The organism is Streptomyces fructofermentans (assembly GCF_014651055.1).
In the GTDB taxonomy this organism is placed as follows: domain Bacteria; phylum Actinomycetota; class Actinomycetes; order Streptomycetales; family Streptomycetaceae; genus Streptomyces; species Streptomyces fructofermentans.
This window is the reverse complement of the sequence record NZ_BMWD01000002.1, coordinates 390,940-410,872: the sequence shown is the minus strand read 5'-3', so window position 1 is coordinate 410,872 and position 19,933 is coordinate 390,940. Positions and strand designations below refer to the sequence as shown.

Genomic DNA, 19,933 nt, shown 5'->3' with positions numbered 1-19,933 from the left:
TGGGAGTGGATCCGGCCAGCAAGACTCCCCGGGCAAGGAGCTCTTCGCGGTGCTTCGCCGACCACATGGGGGAGAAACATGGACATATGGTTACTGGGACCGCTGACGGCCGAGGTTCGGGGACGGTCGATCGTGCCGACCGCGGCGAAACCACGCCAGATTCTCGCCCTGCTCGCCATCCACGCCAACCGCGTCCTGCCCGTCGGGACCCTGATGGAGGAGATCTGGGGGAGCGAGCCGCCCCAGAGCGCGCTGGCGACCCTGCACACGTACATCCTCAAGCTGCGCCGCCAACTCACCGCCGCCTACGGCCGTGAGGCCGGGGTGTCGGCCAAGGACGTCCTGGTCACGCAGTACGGGGGCTACTGCTGGCGGGCGCCCGCCGACGCCGTCGACGTACCGCGGTACGAGCGGCTCGTCGCCGCCGGGCGCGCCGCGACGCTGGAGGACCGGCAGGAGAAGGCCTCGGCCCACTTCCGGGAGGCGCTGGCGCTGTGGCGGGGGTCCGCGCTGGTGGACGTGCGGATAGGCCCCGTGCTCAGCATCGAGGTGGCGCGTCTGGAGGAGAGCCGCCTCGGCGTGCTGGAACGCTGTCTGGAGGCGGACCTGCGCCTCGGGCGCCACGCGGAACTGCTCGCCGAACTCGTCGAACTCACCCGGCGCCATCCGCTGCACGAGGGCCTGCACGCCCAGTGCATCACGGCGCTCTACCGGGCGGGCCGCTCCTGGCAGGCGCTCGACGTCTACCAGAGGCTGCGCCGCCGGCTCGCGGAGGAACTGGGCCTCTCGCCGTCCCCGCGCCTCCAGCGCCTCCAGCAGGCCGTGCTCTCGGCCGAGCCGTGGCTGGACGTGCCCGGGTACGGGGAGGACGTGATGTTCGACCGGATGATCGGCTGACCGTCCCGGGGCGGCTCAGCCGTTCTTGGTGACGAACTCGACGACGGACTCCCGCATGTAGTCGGTCATCTCCTCGGTGATGCCCGGGTACACCCCGATCCAGAAGCTCTGGTCGGTGATGATGTCGGAGTTCCGGAGGTCGCCGGCCACCCGGTGCGGGGTGTCGAGGTACGCCGGGTGCCGGGTGAGGTTGCCGCCGAACAGCCGTCGTGTGCCGATCCGCCGGTCCTCCAGGAAGGCGATCAGGTCGCGGCGGCTGTAGGTGGCGTCCGGCAGCACCGTGATGACGAAGCCGAACCAGCTCGGGTCGCTGCCCGGCGTGGCGGTGGGCAGCAGCAGTCCGGGGACGTCCGCGAGGCCGTCCCGCAACTGCTGCCAGTTCCGCCGCCGCGCCGCGCCGAACTCGGGCAGCTTCTCCAACTGGCTCAGTGCCAGGGCCCCCTGGAGGTCGGTCGCCTTCAGGTTGTAGCCGATGTGCGAGAAGATGTACTTGTGGTCGTAGCCCTTGGGGAGGGTTCCGAGCTGGTAGTCGAAGCGCTTGAGGCAGGTGTTGTCCTCGCCCGGCTCGCACCAGCAGTCCCGGCCCCAGTCGCGGAACGACTCGACGATCCGGGCCAGTTCGAGATTCCGGGTCAGTACGCAGCCGCCCTCACCGGTCGTGATGTGGTGGGCCGGGTAGAAGCTGACCGTGGCCAGGTCCCCGAAGGTGCCCGTCATACGGCCCCGGTAGGTCGAGCCCACGGCGTCGCAGTTGTCCTCGATCAGGAACAGGTCGTGGTCCGTGGCCAGTTGCTGGATCTCGGCCACCTCGTAGGGGTTGCCGAGGGTGTGCGCGATCATGATGGCCCGGGTCCGGTCCGAGATGGCCGCCCGCACCCGCTCGGCCGTGGTGTTGTACGTGCCGAGCTCGATGTCCACGAACACCGGGACGAGCCCGTTCTGGATGATCGGGTTCACCGTGGTGGGGAAGCCGCCGGCCACCGTGATCACCTCGTCGCCCGGGCGCAGCCGCTGCTCGCCCAGCCGGGGCGAGGTCAGCGCGGACAGTGCCAGCAGATTGGCCGAGGAACCCGAGTTGACCAGGTGTGCCTTGCGTACGCCGATGTGGCGCGCGAACCTGCTCTCGAAGCGCCGGGAGCGGGCTCCGGCCGCGATCCGCAGCTCCAGGGCGGCCTCCACCAGGGCGACCCGGTCCTCCTCGTCCAGGACCGCTCCCGACGAGAGGATCGGCGTCACCCCCGGCTCGAAGCTCCCCGGCTCCTGCTGCCGGTGGTATTCGCGAACCTGCTCCAGGACCAGGGCCTTGGTGTCCGACGTCATAGCCGTCCCTCCGTAAGGAATTCCTCCGGACCATGCTGGGGCCGTGCGGTCGAAGAGCCGTGGAGCCGCCGGAAAGGGCCTGCTCCATCGGGCTTCCAGGAGGTTTCGACCCGCCGTGGCTAGCGTGATCGGCGACGTAGCCGACAGGTGAGGTGGCAGATGCCCCAGGACACTCCACGACCCGTACTCCGCATGGGAGTTCTGGGCTGCGCCGACATCGCGGTGCGCCGGATACTGCCCGCGCTCGTGGAGCATCCCTCGGTGCGGCTGGTGGCGGTGGCGAGCCGGGACCGGGCGAGGAGCGAACGGATCGCCGCCCGGTTCGGGTGCTCGGCGGTCACCGGCTACCGGACACTGCTGGCACGCGAGGACATCGACGCCGTCTATGTGCCGCTGCCTCCCGGCATGCACCATGAATGGGTCGCGCACGCCCTCACCGCGGGCAAGCACGTCCTGGTGGAGAAGCCGCTCAGCACGACCTACGCGCAGAGCGCCGAACTGGTCGCGATGGCGGCCCGGCTCGATCTCGCGCTCACCGAGAACTTCATGTTCCTGCACCACTCGCAGCACGCGGCGGTGCGGGCCATGGTGGGCGAGATCGGTGAACTGAGGGTGTTCTCCAGCTCGTTCGGGGTGCCGCCGCCCGACCCGGGGTCCTTCCGGCACGACGCGGCGCTCGGCGGCGGAGCGCTGCTCGACGTCGGCGTCTATCCGCTGCGCGCCGCCCAGCTCCACCTCGCCGGCGAACTCGACGTGCTGGGCGCCTGCCTGATGGTGGACGAGGCCACCGGCGTCGACGTCGCGGGAAGCGCGCTGCTGTCCACGGCGACGGGGGTGACCGCGCAGCTCGACTTCGGCTTCCAGCACTCGTACCGGTCCGTCTACGCCCTGTGGGGCAGCCGCGGCAGGCTCACCGTGCCGCGGTCCTTCACCCCGCCGCGCGAACACCGTCCGGTCGTCAGCGTGGAGCAGCAGGACCGGCTCACGGAGGTGACGCTGCCCGCCGACCACCAGGTCGGCAACGCGCTGGACGCGTTCGCCGGGGCGGCGCTCTCCGGCACCGGCCGCGCCGCGCTGGGAGAGGCCCTGCTGAGGCAGGCGCTCCTGGTCGAGCAGGTGCGCAAGGCGGCGCGCGTCGTCAGCCGCTGAGGCCGGCCAGGCGAGGCGGCCCCGCCTGTCGCCCCGGGCGCAACTGCCGTTTCCTCGGGCCGGGGTGGGACGGCCCGCGCGCGGGCACACCGCCCCGCCGCCGTGGCTGCGCGCCGTGCCCGTACCGCCGTGCCCGCTGCCTCGTGACGAGAGCCGGCCCCCGACGGGGGCCGGCTCTCCCGCTCTCCCACCGCGGCCGCGCGCCCGGCCCCTCCGCCGGTGCCGGCCGGGCGCGTCCCGTGCCCCTCCCCGGCGGGCCCCGGCGACAGGGGCGGACGGGCCCCGCCGTGCGCCTCCGCACGACGGGACCCGCCGCTCACACGCGTTCGGCCGTCTCGGGCCGGCCCGACCGGGCGCGGTACCACTCGACGACCTCGCGCAGGCCGTCGTCCAGGGACCTCAGCGGCCGGTAGCCCAGCTCCCTGCGGATCTTCGAGTCGTCCACGGCGTACCGCAGGTCGTGCCCCTTGCGGTCGGGCACCCGCCGTACCCGGGACCAGTCGGCTCCGCACAGGTCGAGGAGCTTGCCCGTCATCTCACGGTTCGTCAGATGCGTGCCGCCGCCGATGTTGTAGACCTCCCCGGCCCGGCCGCCGGTCAGCACGGCGTGCACGGCTCGGCAGTGGTCGTCCACGTGCAGCCACTCCCTCACGTTGCCGCCGTCCCCGTACAGCGGCACCTGGCGGCCGGCCAGCAGCTCGGTGACGAACAGCGGGATGAGCTTCTCCGGGTGCTGCCGCGGGCCGTAGTTGTTGGCGCAGCGCGTCGTGCGCACGTCGAGCCCGTGGGTGACCCAGTAGGACCGTGCGATCAGGTCACTGCCCGCCTTCGACGCCGCGTAGGGGGAGTTGGGCCGCAGCGGCTCCTCCTCCGTCCAGGTCCCCTCGGCGATCGACCCGTAGACCTCGTCCGTCGAGACGTGCACGAACGTCCCGACCCCGCAGCGCAGGCTCGCCTCCAGCAGGGACTGGGTGCCCAGCACATTGGTGCTGACGAACTCCGCCGCCCCGGTCAGCGAGCGGTCGACATGGCTCTCGGCCGCGAAGTGCACGACCGCGTCGTGGCCCGGGAGCACCTTCAGCAGCGCGTCCAGGTCCCGGATGTCGACGCGGTGGAAGTCCAGCCGCGGGTCGGGCAGGGGCAGGTTGTCGATGTCCCCCGCGTACGTGAGGAGGTCGACGACCGTGACCCGGCTCGGCCGGGGCCCCGGCAGGTCGCCGCCCAGCAGGGCACGGACGTAGTGGGATCCGATGAAGCCGGCACCGCCGGTGATCAGGACGCGCATGCCGCGGACACACCTCCCGGCCGCAGGCCGCCGTGGGCGCGGTGCTGGGCGGTCAGCCGCTCCAGTACGGGGACGATCCGCGCCGGAGTCGGCTCCGCCTCGGCCTCGGCGCGCAGCCGCGCCGCCGCCGTCGCGAACGAGGGCTCCTCGAGAACCCGCACGAGCCTGCTCCGCAGCCCCTCCACCGTCACGTCGTGCGAGGGCAGATGGAGGCCGGCGCCCAGCTCCTGCTGGCGCCGCGCCCGGTCGATCGCGTCCCAGATCCAGCCCATCGCGATCTGCGGGACACCCTCGACGAGCGCCGTCGACCAGGTGCCGGCGCCGCCGTGGTGCACGATCGCCGAGCAGGTCGGCAGCAGCGCGTGCAGGGGCACGTGGTCCACCAGCCGCACGTTCTCCGGCACGTGGGTCAGCAGCGCGCGCTCCTGCGCGTCGAGCGTGGCGACCACCTCGATGTCGAGCCCCTCGACGGCCTTCAGCACGACGTCCACCGGGACGGCGTTCGGGAACTCGGAGGTCCGGGCCGTCAGTCCCAGCGTGACGCAGACCCGCGGACGCGTCGGCGGGACGCGCAGCCAGTCGGGCACGACGGCGGGCACCGGCCCGTTGTACGGGACGTACCGCATGCCCACCGTCGGGCCGTCCGAGGGCGGGCGGAAGCTGCGCGGCACCTGGTCCACCGACCACTGGCCCGTCACGGCCTCCTCGTCGAAGGACAGGCCGTGGCGGCCGAGCGTCCACTCCAGCCACTGGCCGAGGGAGTCCTCGGGGTGGGCCCTCCCGTCGGCCCCGCTCGTCCCGCTCATCCCGCTCATCCCGGCCGCCCCGCCGTCGGCGGCGGGGTCGGCGCCGATCTGCGCGAGGAAGGCCCGGCGCATCGACATGAACAGGTCGGGGAACGACAGCAGCCGCGCGTGGGCCGCGCCGGTGGCCCTCGCGGCCACCGCGCCCGCGAACGTGAACGGCTCCCACAGGACGAGGTCGGGCTCCCAGTCGCGGGCGAACGCCACGAGTTCGTCCACCATCGGGTCGTCGTTGACCAGCGTGAAGAACGTGGCCGTCATCATCGTGTCCCAGCCCTTGAGGAAGGCCGGGGTGAGCTGTCCGGGCTCGTCGGGGTCCAGGGACTGGTCGGCGTGGTGGGACAGCACGGAGTCGCCCACGCCCTTGACCATCTCGTCCAGCCGGTGGTCCGCGCCGACGGGGACGGCGGTCAGGCCGGCCGCCGTGATGCTCCCCGTCAGCGAGGGCTGGCTCGCCACCCGTACCTCGTGCCCGGCGGCCCGTAGCGCCCAGGCCAGCGGTACGGACCCGTTGAAGTGCGCGTCCATCGCGAAGGACGTGAGCAGAACCTTCATGGTCGGTCCTTTCTGTGCGGTCCCGCCGAGGACCCGGGCCGTGAAGGCCCGGGCCGGCGGGCCGTCACGCGGAGGTGGTCAGGGGGAACCGCAGGACTCCGCCCAGGACGGGGGAGCGCATCCGCCGCTGGACCCCGCCGGCCGGCGTCAGGCGGGGGTGGCGCTCGCGCAGAGCGCGCACCGCGGCCTCCGCCTGGAGGCGCGCGAACGCCCCGAACAGCGCGGTGTGCCGCCCGGAGAGCGACAACTGCCCCTGCCCGGTGGGCCTGGTGAGGTCGAAGCGGTCGGGGGCGAGGAAGGCCGCCGGGTCCCGGTTGGCCGCTCCGACGTGCACGACGACCTGGGCTCCCGCGGGAACGGCCTGGCCGCCGAGCGTCAGGTCCTCGGCCGCGATACGGCTCTCCAGCCGCACCGGCGGCGCGTGCCGCAGTGTCTCCTCCACGGCCCCGGCCGCCAGCTCCGGGCTCTCGCCGAGACGCGCCCACTGCACGGGATCGGCGAGCAGCGACTCCAGCGCGTTGTTGACGAGCCCCGCGGTGAACTCGACGCCCACCGCGGCGGTCAGCACGCCCACCGCGAGCGCGTCCCGCGCGGCCGACTCGGCGGACGCGTCGGCACGCAGCACCGTGCTGAGCAGGTCGTCGCCGGGCTCGGCCCGCCGCGCCGCGACGAGGTCGCCGACGAGTGCGCGTACGTCCTCGATCGCCGCGGTGAGGCGGCGGGTCACGGCGAGCGTCTGGGGGCACAGCGCGGCGTCGAGCGCGACACCGAGCGACAGGCACGCGGCGGAGAAGCGGGCCTGCTGCGCGGTCGGCACGCCGAGCAGCGCCGCCGCGGCCGCGACGGCCACCGGACGGGAGTAGTCCGCCATCAGGTCGAAGGCGTCGCCGAGTCCGTCCGCCGCCTCCAGGTGCAGGCGGTCGGCGGGCTTGCGGTGGCCCTCGGCGGCGGTCGCGCCCAGCACGGGGGCCGCCGACCGCTCCCAGCGCGCGTGGTCGGCGTTCGACGCGTGCAGGAACGCCCGGTCCAGCGGGACGATGTGGCACAGCAGCGGATTGCTCCACGCGTCCGAGAACACGTGGCGCTGCGGGCCCGGCAGGTCGGCGTGCCGCAGGCCGAGCCGGGAGTCGGCCAGGATCTCGGCGGCGAGGGCGTGCCGGCCGGTGACCCAGGCACCGGCCGCGCTCTGCCACAGCGGTGCCTCGGATTCCCGGATCCGGCGGGCCAGCAGGGCGGGGTCGTCGCTCTCCGAGCGGAGCGTCAGGGCGTACGGGTCGCCGCTGGTTCCGTAGATCCAGTGGAAGCCGCGGGCGGTCAGGAGGTGTCGGCCCAGTTCGCTGTCGGTCTGCTGGGCCTCTTCGGTTTCCGCGGGTGTCCGTGTCTGCACGGCAGTCTCCTTCGGGACGTGTTCAGGTGAGGGACAGGCCGCCGTCGACCGCGAGCACCGCTCCGGTCGCGTAGGCGGCCCGCGGGTCGGTGAGCTGGACGGCCCACCAGGCGATGTCCTCGGGGCGGCCGACGCGTCCGGCCGGAACGCGCGCGGCGATCTGCCGGAGGAAGCCCTCGTAGGCCTCCCGCGACATGCCGGACCGTTCGCCGATGCCGGTGTCGATCACACCGGGCGCCAGTCCGAGGACCCGGACGCCGCGCGGCGCCAGTTCCACCGCCCAGGTCCGGGTGAGGAAGTCGAGGCCGGCCTTGGCGGCGCCGTACACGCCGTTCTCCGGCCAGGCGCGGCGGCCCAGGGCTCCGGCCGAGCCGATGTTCAGCACGGTTCCGCCGCCGTCCGCCGCGAGTGCGTCCAGGGCCTGCCGGGTGAGCAGCAGCGGGGCCAGCAGGTTGCTGTCGAGCTGTTCGCCCGCGGTTTCCCGCTTGGTCTCCGCGAGCGAGGCGAATCCGCCGGTGGCCGCGTTGTTCACCAGGACGTCGATGCGCCCGAACGTGTCCAGGGCCGTGTCGGTGACGGCTCGCGGGGTGTCGGGGGCGGTGAGGTCGGCGGTGAGGACGGTGATGCCGGGGTGGCCCTCGGCGGTCCCCGCCAGGGTCGCGGGCGTGCGGCCCACGATCAGTACGCGGTCGCCGCGGTCGGCGAAGGCACGGGCCACGGCCCGTCCGATACCGGTCCCGCCGCCGGTCACCACGACGCCTCGGGGCGTGGTCGCGTCCGTGGTCGGGCTCATGCTCCGGACCGTGGGTCGCGCCGCTCGATTCGCGATCGACTCCCCGCTACGGCCTGTCGTCACGGGTCACCACCCGTTCACGGACCAGGAGTTCGCCGTCCTCGCGCACCAGGACGTCCCGGCACACGCACACCAGGTGCAGCCGGGCGGGGCCGCCCCGGGGCACGGCGACGATCGAGACCTGGCTCTCGGCTGTCAGCGAGCCGTCGTCCGACGGGGTGACGGTGAGCATGCCGACCCAGTGGCGGTGCTGCTCCTGGGCGTCGGCGAGTCCCGCCGCGGTGCCGCGGGCGCCCGCGGTGAGCGCCGCGCGCCCGCGCACCGGCTCCGGGAGCGAGGGGGGCGCGAACGAGCCGTCCTCCGTGAAGGTGCGGGCCCAGGTCTCGGCCTCGCCCGAGTCCAGGTACCTCATCTGCCGTGCGTAGAAGTGCTGCACCTCGGCGTAGACGTCCGCCGGGGCCGTCGGGGCCTGTGCTGCCATGCCGTGTCCCTTCCGCCGTTCCCGCTGTCCGGGGCCGCGTGTGGTCCCGGGCCCGGTGAAGTGCCACGACGGTTTCAGTGGTCCGTCCAGAATCGATTGAGCGCGGCGCGGAACGGGTGGCCGCCGCCGTTTGTCGGGACCTCGCGGGACCTCGCGGGACCTCGCGGGACCTCGCGGGATCTCGCCGGATCTCGCGGGCCCGTGCGGGGGAGCGGTGCGGGCGGGCCGCGGGGTGGCGGGGTGCGGGCTGCCTCCGGGGCCTCCGGGGTCCTGCTGTCGCGTTCGCGGGACGGGTTCCGGGGGCGTGGCGTGGCGTTTCGAGGGCCGGGCTCCGGGTCGTGGCGGTGCGTTCGCGGGGTGGGTTCCGGGTTCCGGTCCGTGAACCGGGGGCGCCGCCCCGGTCGGTCCCGCGTCGTCGGGAGGCCGTGCACGCGCGGCGGGCACGGGGCGCGGCCCGCGGGGCCGTTCAGCCAGGCTCCAACGCTTCTGTAGGCGCGCTGGTGACCATGGGCTGGCTCGCAGGAATCCATCGCCGGGAGGCACGTGTGCGCATCATCGACCTGTCGTCACCCGTGGACGGGGCGGGTTTCGAGCCCGATCCCGTGGTGCACGACGTGCTGGGGCCCGCGGAGGCCGCCACGCACATGAGCGAGGAGATGCGTGAGCACTTCGGGATCGACTTCGACCCGGCGGAACTGCCCGAGGGCGAGTTCCTCTCGCTCGACCGGCTCCAGCTCACGACCCACACCGGTACGCACGTCGACGCGCCGTCGCACTACGGCACGCGCGCCTCGTACCGGGACGGCCCTCCCCGGCACATCGACGAGATGCCGCTCGACTGGTTCTTCCGGCCCGCGGTCCTGCTCGACGTGAGCGACCAGGGCACGGGAGCGGTCGGCGCCGACGTGCTGCGGCGGGAGATGGACCGGATCGGCCGCACCCCGTCGCCCATGGACATCGTGCTGCTGCGGACCGGCGCCGACGCGTGGTCCGGCACCCGGAAGTACTTCACGGACTTCACGGGGCTCGACGGGTCCGCCGTCCATCTGCTGCTGGACCTGGGCGTGCGGGTGATCGGCACCGACGCGTTCAGCCTCGACGCCCCGTTCGGCGACATCATCACGCGCTACCGGGAGACCGGTGACCGCTCGGTGCTGTGGCCCGCCCACTTCATCGGGCGGGACCGGGAGTACTGCCAGGTGGAACGGCTCGCGGGACTCGACCGGCTGCCCGCCGCGCACGGCTTCCGGGTGGCGTGCTTCCCGATCCGGATCGCCGGCGCGGGCGCCGGCTGGACGAGGGCGGTGGCGCTGGTCGACGAGTGAGCGGACGGCGCGGCGCGCGACGGCGGAACGCAGCACGGGCCCAGCGGGGCCACTACGGGAGGAGACGGACATGTACGGCCGGGAACTCGCAGACGTGTACGAGGCCATCTACCGGAGTCGGGGGAAGGACTGGACGGAGGAGGCGCGTGACGTCTCCCGGATCATCGGGGAACGCCGTCCGGGGGCCGACTCGCTGCTCGACGTCGCCTGTGGCACGGGCGCCCATCTCAGCGTGTTCAGCACGCTGTTCAAGGTGGCCGAGGGGCTGGAGATAGCCGAGCCGATGAGGCGGCTCGCCGAGCAGCGGCTGCCCGGCACCGTCGTGCACGCAGGCGACATGCGCGACTTCCGGCTCGGCCGCACGTTCTCGGCGGTGAGCTGCATGTTCTGCGCGATCGGCTACCTGGAGACGCTGGACGACATGCGGGCCGCCGTGCGGTCCATGGCCGACCATCTGGAGCCCGGCGGCGTGCTGGTGGTCGAACCCTGGTGGTTCCCCGAGAACTTCATCGAGGGCTATGTGGCGGGTGACCTGGCCCGTGAGGAGCACCGCACCGTGGCGCGGATCTCGCACACCACCCGCAAGGGCCGGGCCACCCGCATGGAGGTCCGCTTCACCGTCGGGGACGCCGCGGGCATCCAGCAGTTCACGGAGATCGACGTCCTGACGCTCTTCACGAAGGACGAGTACGTCTCCGCGTTCACCGACGCGGGCTGCTCCGTCGAATTCATGGAGGACGGCCCGACGGGTCGCGGTCTCTTCGTCGGCGTGCGCGAAGCACGCTGACCGGCCGGCGGGTCAGGGTGACATTTCGCGGGCCACCGACATCACGTACTGGCCGTATCCCGACTGCGGCATCCGCTCGCCGAGCCGGTGGCAGCTCTCCGCGTCGATGAATCCCATGCGCAGTGCGACCTCCTCGATGCAGGCGATGCGCACGCCCTGCCTCTCCTCGAGAGTGCGCACGTACTGGGCGGCCTGGAGCAGTGATTCCGGAGTTCCCGCGTCCAGCCAGGCGAATCCGCGGCCGAGGTCGACCAGTCGGGCTCGGCCGCGGGCCAGGTAATTCCGGTTGACGTCGGTGATCTCCAGTTCGCCGCGTGCCGAAGGGCGGAGGTTCTTGGCGATGTCCACCACTTCGTTGTCGTACAGGTAGAGACCGGTGATCGCGAGATCGGAGCGCGGCCGGGCCGGCTTCTCCTCCAGGGAGACCAGGCGGCCCGACGCGTCGGTCTCGCCCACTCCGTACCGCTCCGGGTCCTCCACCGGGTAGCCGAACAGCACACACCCCTGGACGTCCCGCACATTGCTCTGGAGCAGGTCGTAGAAGTGGTGGCCGTGGAAGATGTTGTCCCCCAGGACGAGGGCCACGTCGTCGTCGCCCACGTGGTCGGCGCCGATCACGAACGCCTCGGCCAGGCCGGCCGGCCGGTTCTGCACCGCGTAGTCGATGCGCACGCCGAGTTGTGAGCCGTCCCCGAGAAGCCTGCGGAACTGCTCCAGATCGCGCTCGGTGCAGATGAGCAGGATCTCCCTGATGTCCGCCAGCATCAGCACGGACAGCGGATAGTAGATCATCGGTTTGTCGCCGACCGGAAGGAGCTGTTTCGAAACGGAGGCGGTTATCGGATGGAGCCTCGATCCCGAACCGCCGGCGAGAATAATCCCCTTCATGGGTATGCCCCTGTCCTCGATTTATGCTCATGCTAACGACGGGGCTCGCTCGGCAGCAAGAAAGAACTGCCCAGGTCCAGGGAAATTCCATCGGGAATAGAGGGAATTCAAGGGTTGTGGATTTCCCCGGCAATGTGATGTGCTGCGAGGGGATGGTGACGCCCTGCGGCAAGGCATCGGCAATGGGAGGGAAAAGAATTAATGACGACTCTCGTGTGGGACTACCGACAGGAATACGAGAACGAACGCGCCGACATTCTCGACGCGGTGGAGACGGTCTTCGAGTCCGGCCAGCTCGTCCTCGGCGACAGCGTGCGCGGCTTCGAGCGGGAGTTCGCCGCCTACCACGGCGCGGCCCACTGCGTGGGCGTCGACAACGGCACCAACGCGATCAAGCTGGCCCTCCAGGCGCTCGGCGTCGGCCCCGGGGACGAGGTCGTCACCGTGTCCAACACCGCGGCCCCGACCGTGGTCGCCATCGACTCGGTGGGCGCGACCCCGGTGTTCGTCGACATCGACCGGGACAGCTACCTCATGGACACCGCGCAGGTGGCCTCCGTCCTCACCCCCCGCACCCGGTGCCTGCTCCCGGTCCACCTCTACGGGCAGTGCGTCGACCTGGCGCCGCTGGAGCGGCTCGCCGCCGAGCACGACCTGCTGCTCGTCGAGGACTGCGCGCAGGCCCACGCGGCCCGCCGCGACGGCCGGCTCGCCGGCACCACCGGCGACGCCGCCGCCTTCTCCTTCTACCCCACGAAGGTGCTCGGCGCGTACGGCGACGGAGGCGCCGTGGTGACCTCCCGGGACGACACCGACCGGGCCCTGCGCCGCCTGCGCTACTACGGCATGGAGGAGCGGTACTACGTCGTCGGCACGCCGGGCCACAACTCCCGGCTGGACGAGGTCCAGGCCGAGATCCTGCGGCGCAAACTGCGCCGGCTCGACACGTACGCCGAGGGGCGGCGCGCCGTCGCACGGCGGTACGAGGAAGGGCTGGGCGACACGGACCTGGTGCTCCCGCACACCGTGCCCGGCAACGAGCACGTGTACTACGTCTACACGGTGCGCCACCCCAGGCGCGACGACATCATCAAGGCCCTCAAGGCGTACGACATCGAGCTGAACATCAGCTATCCCTGGCCGGTGCACACCATGTCCGGCTTCGCCCACCTCGGCTTCCCCGCGGGCTCGCTGCCCGTGACCGAGGAACTGGCCGGCCAGATCTTCTCGCTCCCCATGTACCCGGCGCTCGCGCCGGACGTCCAGGACAAGGTGATCGGCGCGGTGCGCGACGTGCTGGACGGCCTCTGAGCCCGTGCGGTGCCGCCCCGGTACGCACCCACCGCACGCGTCGGAAGCCCGGCGGAGGGATCCCGCCGGGCTTCCGGCACGTGCGGCGGGCCCGCGGACGGCCGGGCCCGGCCGTCCGGGACGCCGGCGGCGCGGTCGGACTCCGCTGCCGCCGTCCCGGCCCGGTTCAGGCGGAGTCCCGCGTCGCCTCCAGGCTGCGCATGCACGCCACCAGGCTGCGGGCCTGCACATTGAGGTAGTGGCTGTGCCGGAGCAGCCGGGTCAGCTGGTCCATCGACAGCCAGCGGAAGTCGGGGTGGCCGGGGTCCTCGGGGACGTCACTGTCCACGATCAGGTAGCGGTTGCGGGCGTGGAAGAAGCGGCCCCCCTCCTCGGAGAGCACGGTGTCGAAGAGGATGCGGTCGGGCCCGGCCGCCAGTACCTCGTCGAGGTGGCGGGGCCGGGCGGCGGGCGGCAGCCAGGCGTAGTTCTCCGGCACGCACTGCACGGTGGGGGCCAGCTCCACCACATCCGCGTAACCGGGCTCGGTGCGCGCGTGCAGCAGCGCGTGCGGCACCCCGTCGATCTCCCGTACCAGGAAGGCGATGACGCCCGTGCCGTGCGGCTCGATCATGGGCTGGTGCCAGCCGCCCACCTCGCGCCCGCGTGCCGTCACGGACACCCCGATGACGTCGAAGAAGCCGCCGCTCTCGTGCGAGTGGCCCATGTCCGTGTGCCGCCACTCGTCCAGTCCGCGCAGCGCGATCCGCTCGGTGTCGATCGTGGTGAGCGAGCGGGCGCCGTTGATCCAGCTCAGCACGTCGGTCGTGCGGTGCAGCGAGCCCTCCGGGCGGGAGGCGTGCGGCAGGCACGACATCACCGTCCGCGCGTCCATGTTGACGATGTCGTGGCGCGACAGCAGCAGGTGGAGCTGCCCCAGGGTGAACCAGCGGAACCCTTCGAGGACTTCGACCTCCCCGGTCGTCTCCACGACCATGTTGCGGTTGCGCTTGCGGTAGAACCAGGCACCCTGCTCCGACTGACGCACGTCCGCGACCACCCGGTGCCGGGACGTGTCCCGGAAGTAGTCCACGTACGGCACCGGCTTGCCCCGGTGGACGCCGGTGTAGTTGCTGCGGGTCGCCTGGACCGTGGGGGACAGCTGGAGCCCGCCGGGGTTGCCCGGTTCGGCCTTGGCCTGCATCAGGAAGTGCGGCACCCCGTCGAACTCCTTGACCAGGATGCCCAGGATGCCCACCTCGGGCTGGTCGATGATGGGCTGGTCCCACCAGGGCACCGCGCTCCCCGGGGAGTGCACCCGCAGACCGTGGACGGTGAAGAACTTGCCGCTGCGGTGCCGCAGATCACCGGTGACCGGCGTCTGGTACCAGTTCTCCATCGCCGCCAGCGGTATGCGCTCGGCCGTCGTGCGTATCGACCGGCCGTGCTCGGCGAACCAGTCGTCGAAGCCGGCGAGATCGGTCAGCGGGCTCTCCAGGGCCGCGGCCGACCTGGCGATGCGGGCGGCCGTGGGTTCGGCCATCGGAACTCCTCCTCGTACTAGGGGATGTGTCGGACCGTCTGAAGCGCTCAGTCGTCGGCGGGCTCGGCCCAGGTCGCCCGCATCGCCTCGGCCAGCGGGACACGCGGCTTCCAGCCGAGCAGTTCGCCGGCCAGCCGGATGTCCGCCAGGGTCCAGCCGCCGCCCTTGCTGTCGATCGGCCCGTCCTCGATGCGCAGCGTCCCCGCGGGCAGTCCCGCGGCGCCGGCCAGCAGCTCCACCAGCTCGCGCATCGAAGTGGCCTCGCCGCGGCCGATGTTGACCGCCCGGCCGGTGGCCCGCGAGGCCACCGCGAGCACCACGGCGTCGGCCAGGTCGCGGACGTCGACGAAGTCCCGCCGCGCGTCCGCGACCCGCAGCGTCACCGGGTCGGCCGGACCGGCCGCGCGCAGTCTGCCGACGACCGCGCCGAGGAAGCTGGCCCGGGTGGTGCGCGGCCCGCACACGTTCACCGGCCGCAGCACCAGCCCCTCCACCCGGCCGGACCGGGTGGCTTCGAGCACCAGCTCCGAGCCGGCCAGCTTCGTGCGCGCGTACGTCGTGGCCGGCCCCGGCTCGCGGTCCTCGCCGATGGCCAGCGGCTCGGGCACCGGCCCGTACTCGTGGATGGACCCCAGGTGGACCAGCCGCGGCCGGTCCTCCATCAGGGACACCGCGTCGAGCAGCCGGTCCACGAGGGTGATGTGCGCGTACCGCATCTCCTCCTCGGTCGTGCCCCAGCCGCCCGTGGCGTTCACCACGGCACGCACCCCGTAGCGGGCGAACAGTCCCGCGAGTTCGCCCGGCGCGACGGCCGCCACGTCCACGGAGGCGAAGGCGTGCTCCGCCACCGCAGGCCCGCCGCGCCGGGCGACCGCGAGGACCTGATGGCCCTCGCGCGCCAGCGCGGCGACGACGCAGCGGCCCACGCAGCCGGTCGCCCCCAGCACTGCGACCCGGGACCCGGCCGCCCGCGGACCGCCGGTGCCCCCGCTCAGGACCGCCACAGCGCGGCCTCGATCCGGCGGCACTTGTCGTACTCCGGCAGGCCGCCCTCCGCCTTCACCTGCGCGAGCCGGGGCGCCGCCGTGTCCCGAGCGGACAGCAGGGGCTCCACGTCCTGCGGGATCGGCAGGCCCAGTTCGGGGTCGAGCGGGGAGAGGGACAGCTCGTGCTGCGCCTCGTAGCTCCCGGAGAGCATGTACGACATCACGGTGTCGTCCTCCAGGGCGATGAAGGCGTGCCCGACGCCGACCGGGAAGTACATGGCGCTGAAGCCCCGCGGGTCCAGCACGGACGAGTCCCAGCGGCCGAAGGTGGGCGAGCCCACGCGGATGTCCACCACGATGTCGATGGCGCGGCCCCGCGCGCAGTACACGTACTTCGCCACACCCGGCGGGGTCACGGTGTAGTGGATGCCGCGCACGGTGCCGCGACGCGACGAGCTGTGGTTCGACTGCGCGACGGGGAACAGGGGGTGGCCCAGGGCCTCGACGAACGCCGGCTCCTGGTACGGGGAGGTGAACAGGCCGCGCTCGTCCTCGAAGACGGGCGGCGTGAAGGCGTACGCGCCGGACACGGCCAGCTCGCGGTACTGCACGGCGGATCCCATCTACTGCTCCCCTCGGGTGGTGCCGCGGGCGGCGCGGTGCTCGGCGGTCAGCTTCTCCAGCAGCGGGACGACGTCGTTGGGGCTCGGGGTCCCCACCATCTCCCGGCGGATCCGGGCGCAGTTGTCGGCGAACGACGGCTCGTCCAGCAGGCGCGTCACGTGGTCGCGCACGTCCTGCGCGGTGTAGTGGTCCACGTCGTGCAGGTAGAGCCCGGCGCCGAACCGCTCCAGCTGCTTCGCCTTGTGGATCGTGTCCCAGACCATGTCGGGCACGATGAGCTGCGGCACGCCGTGCGCCAGCGCGGTCTGGAAGGTGCCGGAGCCGCCGTGGTGGATGACGGCGGAGCATGTCGGCAGCAGCGCGTTGAGCGGGACGAAGTCCACGGCCCTGACGTTGTCCGGCAGCTTCGGCAGTCCCGACAGCTGCTTGGCGTTGAGCGTCGCGACCACCTCGACGTCGAGTTCGGCCAGCGCCTCGACCAACTGGCCGATCGAGGCGCGGTCGCCGTCCAGCACCTCCCGGTGCGCCACTCCGAGCGTCAGGCAGATCCGGCGCTTCTTCGGCGGCTCGTGCAGCCAGTCGGGCACCACCGCCTGCCCGTTGTACGGGATGTAGCGCAGCGGCACGAACGGCTGGCGCACCGGGAACCTCATCGACGGCGGGACCGGGTCGACGGTCCACTGGCCGACGGCGACCTCCTCGTCGAACTCCGCGCCGTACCGGCCGAGCGTCCACGTCAGCCACTCGCGCAGCGGGTCGTCACGCAGTTCCGGCAGCCGCTCCGACTGGAGGTCGAGGAAGGTCTCGCGCATCCGCCCGAGCAGGTCGAGCCCGAACAGCAGCCGGGCGTGGGCCGCTCCGGTGACCTTGGCGGCCACCGGGCCCGCGAACGACAGCGTGTCCCAGACGACGAGGTCCGGCTGCCACTCGCGGCTGAACGCGACCACGTCGTCGATCATGCGTTCCGGGCAGGAGTTCTGGAAGGCCATCGCGGTCATCGAGGTGAACACACCGAGGACGTGGTCCCAGGTCAGCATCTCGGGACGCGTCTCCGTCATGTCCATCCCGGCTTCCGCCTGGCTCTCCATGATCTCGGCGTCGTCGCCCAGGCCCTCGTTGACCCGCTGCATCTGCTCCTCCAGGAGCAGCGGCTCACCGACGCACACGGCGGTCAGTCCGGTACGGGTGATGTCCTCCGCCAGGTCCGGCTGGCTGGCGATGCGGACCTCGTGTCCGGCGGTCTGGAGGGCCCAGGCCAGCGGGACCTGGGCATGCATATGGGACTTCGCGGCGAACGTGGTGAACAGGACCTTCATCGATCTCCCTTTTCGCGAATGGTGACGCCGGTTCTCCGGGAGCCGGCGCGGCCCCCGGAGAACCGGCGCTGTCCGAGGCGGCGGACCTCACGGCCCGTCGTGGCCCACATACCGGTGGCTCACCAGCCAGCCGTCCCCGTCCTGGACGAGGACGTCCCGGCACGAGGTGCTGAGCCGGATCACGGGCGCCGCGCCCGTCGCGGTCGCGACGACCAGGGCGTCGTAGGCGGTGCGCACCGAACCGTCCGGGAAGCGCCAGGCGGCCGGCAGGCCCAGCCAGTGCCGGCGCACCGTGCCGGGCGGCGCGTCGGGCCGTTCCCGCACGGCCGCCGCGATCGTCGTACGACCGCGCAGCGGCTCGGTGAACGTGCTCTGGTCGAAGACGCCGTCCTCGGCGAACGTGGCCGCCCAGGCGTCGCCCTCGCCCTCGTCGAGGAGGCGCATCTGCCGGGCGTAGAACTGCTGGAGGGAGGCGTACACGTCGGGCGGCACCGGCTCCGTCCCGGCCCGGCCCTCCGCGTACGCCTTGGCGTGCCGCATGGTGATCGTGCTGTTGCCGCCCAGCGCGTCCTGGATGAACGCGCGGGCGTCGGCGGTGGTCGCGGTCGCGCCGAGGACCGCGGTGACGGCCGCCGCGTTGACGACCACGGTGTGCCGGGACACCGCGACGCAGCCTGACGGGGTCTCCCGTACCGTCCACTCCCCGGTGTGCACGGACATCAGGGCCGGGGTCTGCGACTGCTTGTACGCGATCCGCCCGTCGGGCAGGCAGATCCGTACGGAGGCCGTGGTGTGCGTCGAGCCGTCCGGGGCGCGCGTGTCCATCTCCAGGTGCTGGACGTCGGGGGTGTCCTCCTTCAGCAGCACCCGGGCGACGTGCGGGAGCCGCTCCTGCCACCGGCCGGCGTCCCGCAGGAAGGCGCGTACGTCCTCGGCCGGGGCGTCGATCCGCACCGAGTCCTCGAAGGTGTGGGGCGCCTCGTCGGTCCCGGCGCGCAGCGCGGCGGACTCCAGCGCGGCCAGCTCGGCCGCGCTGTTGCGCTCGATCGCCTCCAGGATCCAGGTGACGTTCCGCTCCAGGTCGTCCACGGCCCGGAAGTCGTGCAGCAGCCGCACCCGGCTGCCGCCGTCGGGCAGCGCCTCGACGATCCACTCCCCGCCCATGGCGGCCACCGGCGCCTGGGAGACCTCCTGGCGGAACCGGATCCGCAGTCCCGCGCGGTCCAGTTCACGGCGCGAGGTCCAGGACTTGACCTCGCCGTTGGCGGTGGCCCAGATCCGCAGGCGCTCCTCGTCGCCGGACCGCTCCAGGTACTCCACGTGCAGGCTCGGCGGAAAGACGTGCGGCCAGTCCTCCGCCCGTTCGACCAGGCCGAAGACGGCCTCCGGGGCCGCGGCCACCGTGATCGAGTGTTCGGTCCTGTGCACCTTGTGCGGCATGCTGGTCCCCTCATGTGTGCCCGCGGCCGCGCACGGCCGGGCGCCGCTGTCAGTAGTTGCCGAGCCCGCCGCAGACGTTCATCGCCTGAGCGGTGATGGACGCGGCCGTCGGGGAGAGCAGGTAGCCGACGAGCCCGGCGACCTCGTCCGGCGTGGAGTAGCGGCCGAGGGGGATCTTCGCCTCGAACCTCTCCAGCACCTCGTCCTCGGTGATGTCCCAGGCGCCGGCGTATCCCTGGCGCACCCGCTCGGCCATCGGCGTCTCGACGTAGCCGGGGCACACGGCGTTGACGGTGATGCCCGTCCGCGCCAGCTCCAGGCCCAGGGCCTTGGTGAAGCCGACCACGCCGTGCTTCGACGCCGAGTAGGGCGCTCCCAGCGCCACACCCTGCTTGCCGCCCGTCGAGGCGATGTTGACGATCCGCCCGGCGCCGCGCTCCAGCATTCCGCCGGTCGTCAGCACCTCCCGGCTCATCCGGAAGACGCTGTTGAGATTGGTCTCCATCACGTCGAGCCACAGCTCGTCGGCGATCTGCGCGGTGTGGCCGCCGCCGCTGCGGCCGGCGTTGTTCACCAGCGCGTCGACCGGCCCGAACCGGTCGACGGCCGCACGGACGAAGGCGCGCACCTGCTCCGTGTCGCGCACGTCGCAGGCGATGCCGTCGACCTCGTGTCCGGCCTCGCGCAGCGCCTTGGCGGTGAGGGCGACCCGGTCCGCGTCCCGGGCGCAGATGAAGACCCGGGCACCGTCCTCGGCCAGGGCGCGGGCCACGGCGAGACCGATCCCGCTGGTGGCACCCGTGACGACGGCGACGCGTTCGACTGCTGGCGACATTGACGGCTCCTCGGCGGTCCTGCGATGGGGTGTCGGACGACTGCGAGGGTTTCAGCGGCCGCTCGAAATGTGCTCTACCCCTGGCCCGGCCCGGGCTCCAGCAGCCGTCCACCCACCTGCGAGACCGGCCACGCAGCTTGGTACGCAACGAACAACCGCACGATGTCAAGTGACGCCGGGGCACCCGATCGGGTCAAAGACACCGGGCACAACCGGGCAACGAGGAGGC

General features: G+C 72.5%; 18 protein-coding genes. 5 read left to right on the top strand and 13 right to left on the bottom strand.

Annotation, left to right across the window (positions count from 1 at the left end; genetic code table 11):
• Positions 1-78 precede the first annotated feature (78 nt).
• On the top strand, positions 79-897 hold the full coding sequence (locus tag IE265_RS04695) for an AfsR/SARP family transcriptional regulator (protein ID WP_190034024.1): 819 nt from the start codon (positions 79-81) through the stop codon (positions 895-897).
• Positions 898-912: 15 nt separating this feature from the next.
• Here IE265_RS04695 and rfbH read toward each other — a convergent pair whose 3' ends face one another.
• A complete protein-coding gene (gene rfbH / locus IE265_RS04690) occupies positions 913-2,217 on the bottom strand; it encodes a lipopolysaccharide biosynthesis protein RfbH (RefSeq protein ID WP_190034023.1) in 1,305 nt (434 codons plus the stop codon).
• Between the two features lie 159 nt (positions 2,218-2,376).
• Between rfbH and IE265_RS04685 the strand changes: the two genes are divergently transcribed.
• Positions 2,377-3,366 (top strand): Gfo/Idh/MocA family protein, encoded by a 990-nt coding sequence (locus IE265_RS04685; protein WP_229916029.1) that lies wholly within the window; start codon positions 2,377-2,379, stop codon positions 3,364-3,366.
• 316 nt (positions 3,367-3,682) lie between these two features.
• On the opposite strand, the gene rfbB is transcribed toward IE265_RS04685, so the two are convergent.
• From rfbB to IE265_RS04660, 5 genes are all read right to left on the bottom strand, one after another.
• On the bottom strand, positions 3,683-4,651 hold the full coding sequence (gene rfbB / locus IE265_RS04680; protein WP_190034022.1) for a dTDP-glucose 4,6-dehydratase: 969 nt from the start codon (positions 4,649-4,651) through the stop codon (positions 3,683-3,685).
• Entirely contained in the window at positions 4,639-6,009 is a 1,371-nt protein-coding gene (locus IE265_RS04675; protein ID WP_190034021.1) for an activator-dependent family glycosyltransferase, read from the bottom strand. The genes rfbB and IE265_RS04675 overlap by 13 nt, the downstream gene beginning before the upstream one ends.
• 64 nt (positions 6,010-6,073) lie before the next feature.
• The gene (locus tag IE265_RS04670; RefSeq protein ID WP_190034020.1) at positions 6,074-7,396 is read right to left on the bottom strand and encodes a cytochrome P450 family protein; all 1,323 of its coding nucleotides are present in this window, start codon (positions 7,394-7,396) and stop codon (positions 6,074-6,076) included.
• A 22-nt stretch (positions 7,397-7,418) separates the two neighbouring features.
• The gene (locus IE265_RS04665) at positions 7,419-8,189 is read right to left on the bottom strand and encodes an SDR family NAD(P)-dependent oxidoreductase (RefSeq protein ID WP_190034019.1); all 771 of its coding nucleotides are present in this window, start codon (positions 8,187-8,189) and stop codon (positions 7,419-7,421) included.
• 46 nt (positions 8,190-8,235) lie between these two features.
• Complete coding sequence (locus IE265_RS04660; RefSeq protein ID WP_190034018.1) at positions 8,236-8,670, bottom strand: nuclear transport factor 2 family protein; 435 nt, start codon at positions 8,668-8,670, stop codon at positions 8,236-8,238.
• A 545-nt stretch (positions 8,671-9,215) separates the two neighbouring features.
• Between IE265_RS04660 and IE265_RS04655 the strand changes: the two genes are divergently transcribed.
• A complete protein-coding gene (locus IE265_RS04655) occupies positions 9,216-9,995 on the top strand; it encodes a cyclase family protein (RefSeq protein WP_190034017.1) in 780 nt (259 codons plus the stop codon).
• Between the two features lie 70 nt (positions 9,996-10,065).
• On the top strand, positions 10,066-10,782 hold the full coding sequence (locus tag IE265_RS04650; RefSeq protein ID WP_190034016.1) for a class I SAM-dependent methyltransferase: 717 nt from the start codon (positions 10,066-10,068) through the stop codon (positions 10,780-10,782).
• A gap of 12 nt (positions 10,783-10,794) precedes the next feature.
• On the opposite strand, the gene rfbA is transcribed toward IE265_RS04650, so the two are convergent.
• On the bottom strand, positions 10,795-11,670 hold the full coding sequence (rfbA, locus tag IE265_RS04645) for a glucose-1-phosphate thymidylyltransferase RfbA (RefSeq protein ID WP_190034015.1): 876 nt from the start codon (positions 11,668-11,670) through the stop codon (positions 10,795-10,797).
• A 201-nt stretch (positions 11,671-11,871) separates the two neighbouring features.
• Between rfbA and IE265_RS04640 the strand changes: the two genes are divergently transcribed.
• Positions 11,872-12,981, top strand: coding sequence for a DegT/DnrJ/EryC1/StrS family aminotransferase (locus IE265_RS04640; RefSeq protein ID WP_190034014.1), 1,110 nt, complete (start codon positions 11,872-11,874; stop codon positions 12,979-12,981).
• Between the two features lie 166 nt (positions 12,982-13,147).
• Here IE265_RS04640 and IE265_RS04635 read toward each other — a convergent pair whose 3' ends face one another.
• The 6 genes from IE265_RS04635 to IE265_RS04610 all read right to left on the bottom strand — a co-directional run bounded on the left by IE265_RS04635 (position 13,148) and on the right by IE265_RS04610 (position 19,704).
• Entirely contained in the window at positions 13,148-14,503 is a 1,356-nt protein-coding gene (locus IE265_RS04635; protein WP_190034013.1) for an NDP-hexose 2,3-dehydratase family protein, read from the bottom strand.
• 47 nt (positions 14,504-14,550) lie between these two features.
• Positions 14,551-15,507: an NAD-dependent epimerase/dehydratase family protein gene (locus tag IE265_RS04630; RefSeq protein WP_229916028.1), complete on the bottom strand. Its 957-nt coding sequence runs from the start codon at positions 15,505-15,507 to the stop codon at positions 14,551-14,553.
• Positions 15,495-16,112 (bottom strand): dTDP-4-dehydrorhamnose 3,5-epimerase family protein, encoded by a 618-nt coding sequence (locus IE265_RS04625; RefSeq protein ID WP_308434771.1) that lies wholly within the window; start codon positions 16,110-16,112, stop codon positions 15,495-15,497. The genes IE265_RS04630 and IE265_RS04625 overlap by 13 nt, the downstream gene beginning before the upstream one ends.
• A complete protein-coding gene (locus IE265_RS04620; protein ID WP_190034012.1) occupies positions 16,113-17,429 on the bottom strand; it encodes an activator-dependent family glycosyltransferase in 1,317 nt (438 codons plus the stop codon).
• A gap of 87 nt (positions 17,430-17,516) precedes the next feature.
• The gene (locus tag IE265_RS04615) at positions 17,517-18,869 is read right to left on the bottom strand and encodes an SRPBCC family protein (RefSeq protein WP_190034011.1); all 1,353 of its coding nucleotides are present in this window, start codon (positions 18,867-18,869) and stop codon (positions 17,517-17,519) included.
• A 49-nt stretch (positions 18,870-18,918) separates the two neighbouring features.
• Entirely contained in the window at positions 18,919-19,704 is a 786-nt protein-coding gene (locus tag IE265_RS04610) for an SDR family NAD(P)-dependent oxidoreductase (RefSeq protein ID WP_190034010.1), read from the bottom strand.
• Between the last annotated feature and the right edge of the window lie 229 nt (positions 19,705-19,933).

What these genes read in the sequence shown, in the direction of transcription:
- IE265_RS04695 (WP_190034024.1), top strand. Translation starts at nt 79, where the DNA reads ATGGACATATGGTTACTGGGACCGCTGACGGCCGAGGTTCGGGGACGG.
- rfbH (WP_190034023.1), bottom strand. Translation starts at nt 2,217, where the DNA reads ATGACGTCGGACACCAAGGCCCTGGTCCTGGAGCAGGTTCGCGAATAC.
- IE265_RS04685 (WP_229916029.1), top strand. Translation starts at nt 2,377, where the DNA reads ATGCCCCAGGACACTCCACGACCCGTACTCCGCATGGGAGTTCTGGGC.
- rfbB (WP_190034022.1), bottom strand. Translation starts at nt 4,651, where the DNA reads ATGCGCGTCCTGATCACCGGCGGTGCCGGCTTCATCGGATCCCACTAC.
- IE265_RS04675 (WP_190034021.1), bottom strand. Translation starts at nt 6,009, where the DNA reads ATGAAGGTTCTGCTCACGTCCTTCGCGATGGACGCGCACTTCAACGGG.
- IE265_RS04665 (WP_190034019.1), bottom strand. Translation starts at nt 8,189, where the DNA reads ATGAGCCCGACCACGGACGCGACCACGCCCCGAGGCGTCGTGGTGACC.
- IE265_RS04660 (WP_190034018.1), bottom strand. Translation starts at nt 8,670, where the DNA reads ATGGCAGCACAGGCCCCGACGGCCCCGGCGGACGTCTACGCCGAGGTG.
- IE265_RS04650 (WP_190034016.1), top strand. Translation starts at nt 10,066, where the DNA reads ATGTACGGCCGGGAACTCGCAGACGTGTACGAGGCCATCTACCGGAGT.
- rfbA (WP_190034015.1), bottom strand. Translation starts at nt 11,670, where the DNA reads ATGAAGGGGATTATTCTCGCCGGCGGTTCGGGATCGAGGCTCCATCCG.
- IE265_RS04640 (WP_190034014.1), top strand. Translation starts at nt 11,872, where the DNA reads ATGACGACTCTCGTGTGGGACTACCGACAGGAATACGAGAACGAACGC.
- IE265_RS04635 (WP_190034013.1), bottom strand. Translation starts at nt 14,503, where the DNA reads ATGGCCGAACCCACGGCCGCCCGCATCGCCAGGTCGGCCGCGGCCCTG.
- IE265_RS04625 (WP_308434771.1), bottom strand. Translation starts at nt 16,112, where the DNA reads ATGGGATCCGCCGTGCAGTACCGCGAGCTGGCCGTGTCCGGCGCGTAC.
- IE265_RS04620 (WP_190034012.1), bottom strand. Translation starts at nt 17,429, where the DNA reads ATGAAGGTCCTGTTCACCACGTTCGCCGCGAAGTCCCATATGCATGCC.
- IE265_RS04615 (WP_190034011.1), bottom strand. Translation starts at nt 18,869, where the DNA reads ATGCCGCACAAGGTGCACAGGACCGAACACTCGATCACGGTGGCCGCG.
- IE265_RS04610 (WP_190034010.1), bottom strand. Translation starts at nt 19,704, where the DNA reads ATGTCGCCAGCAGTCGAACGCGTCGCCGTCGTCACGGGTGCCACCAGC.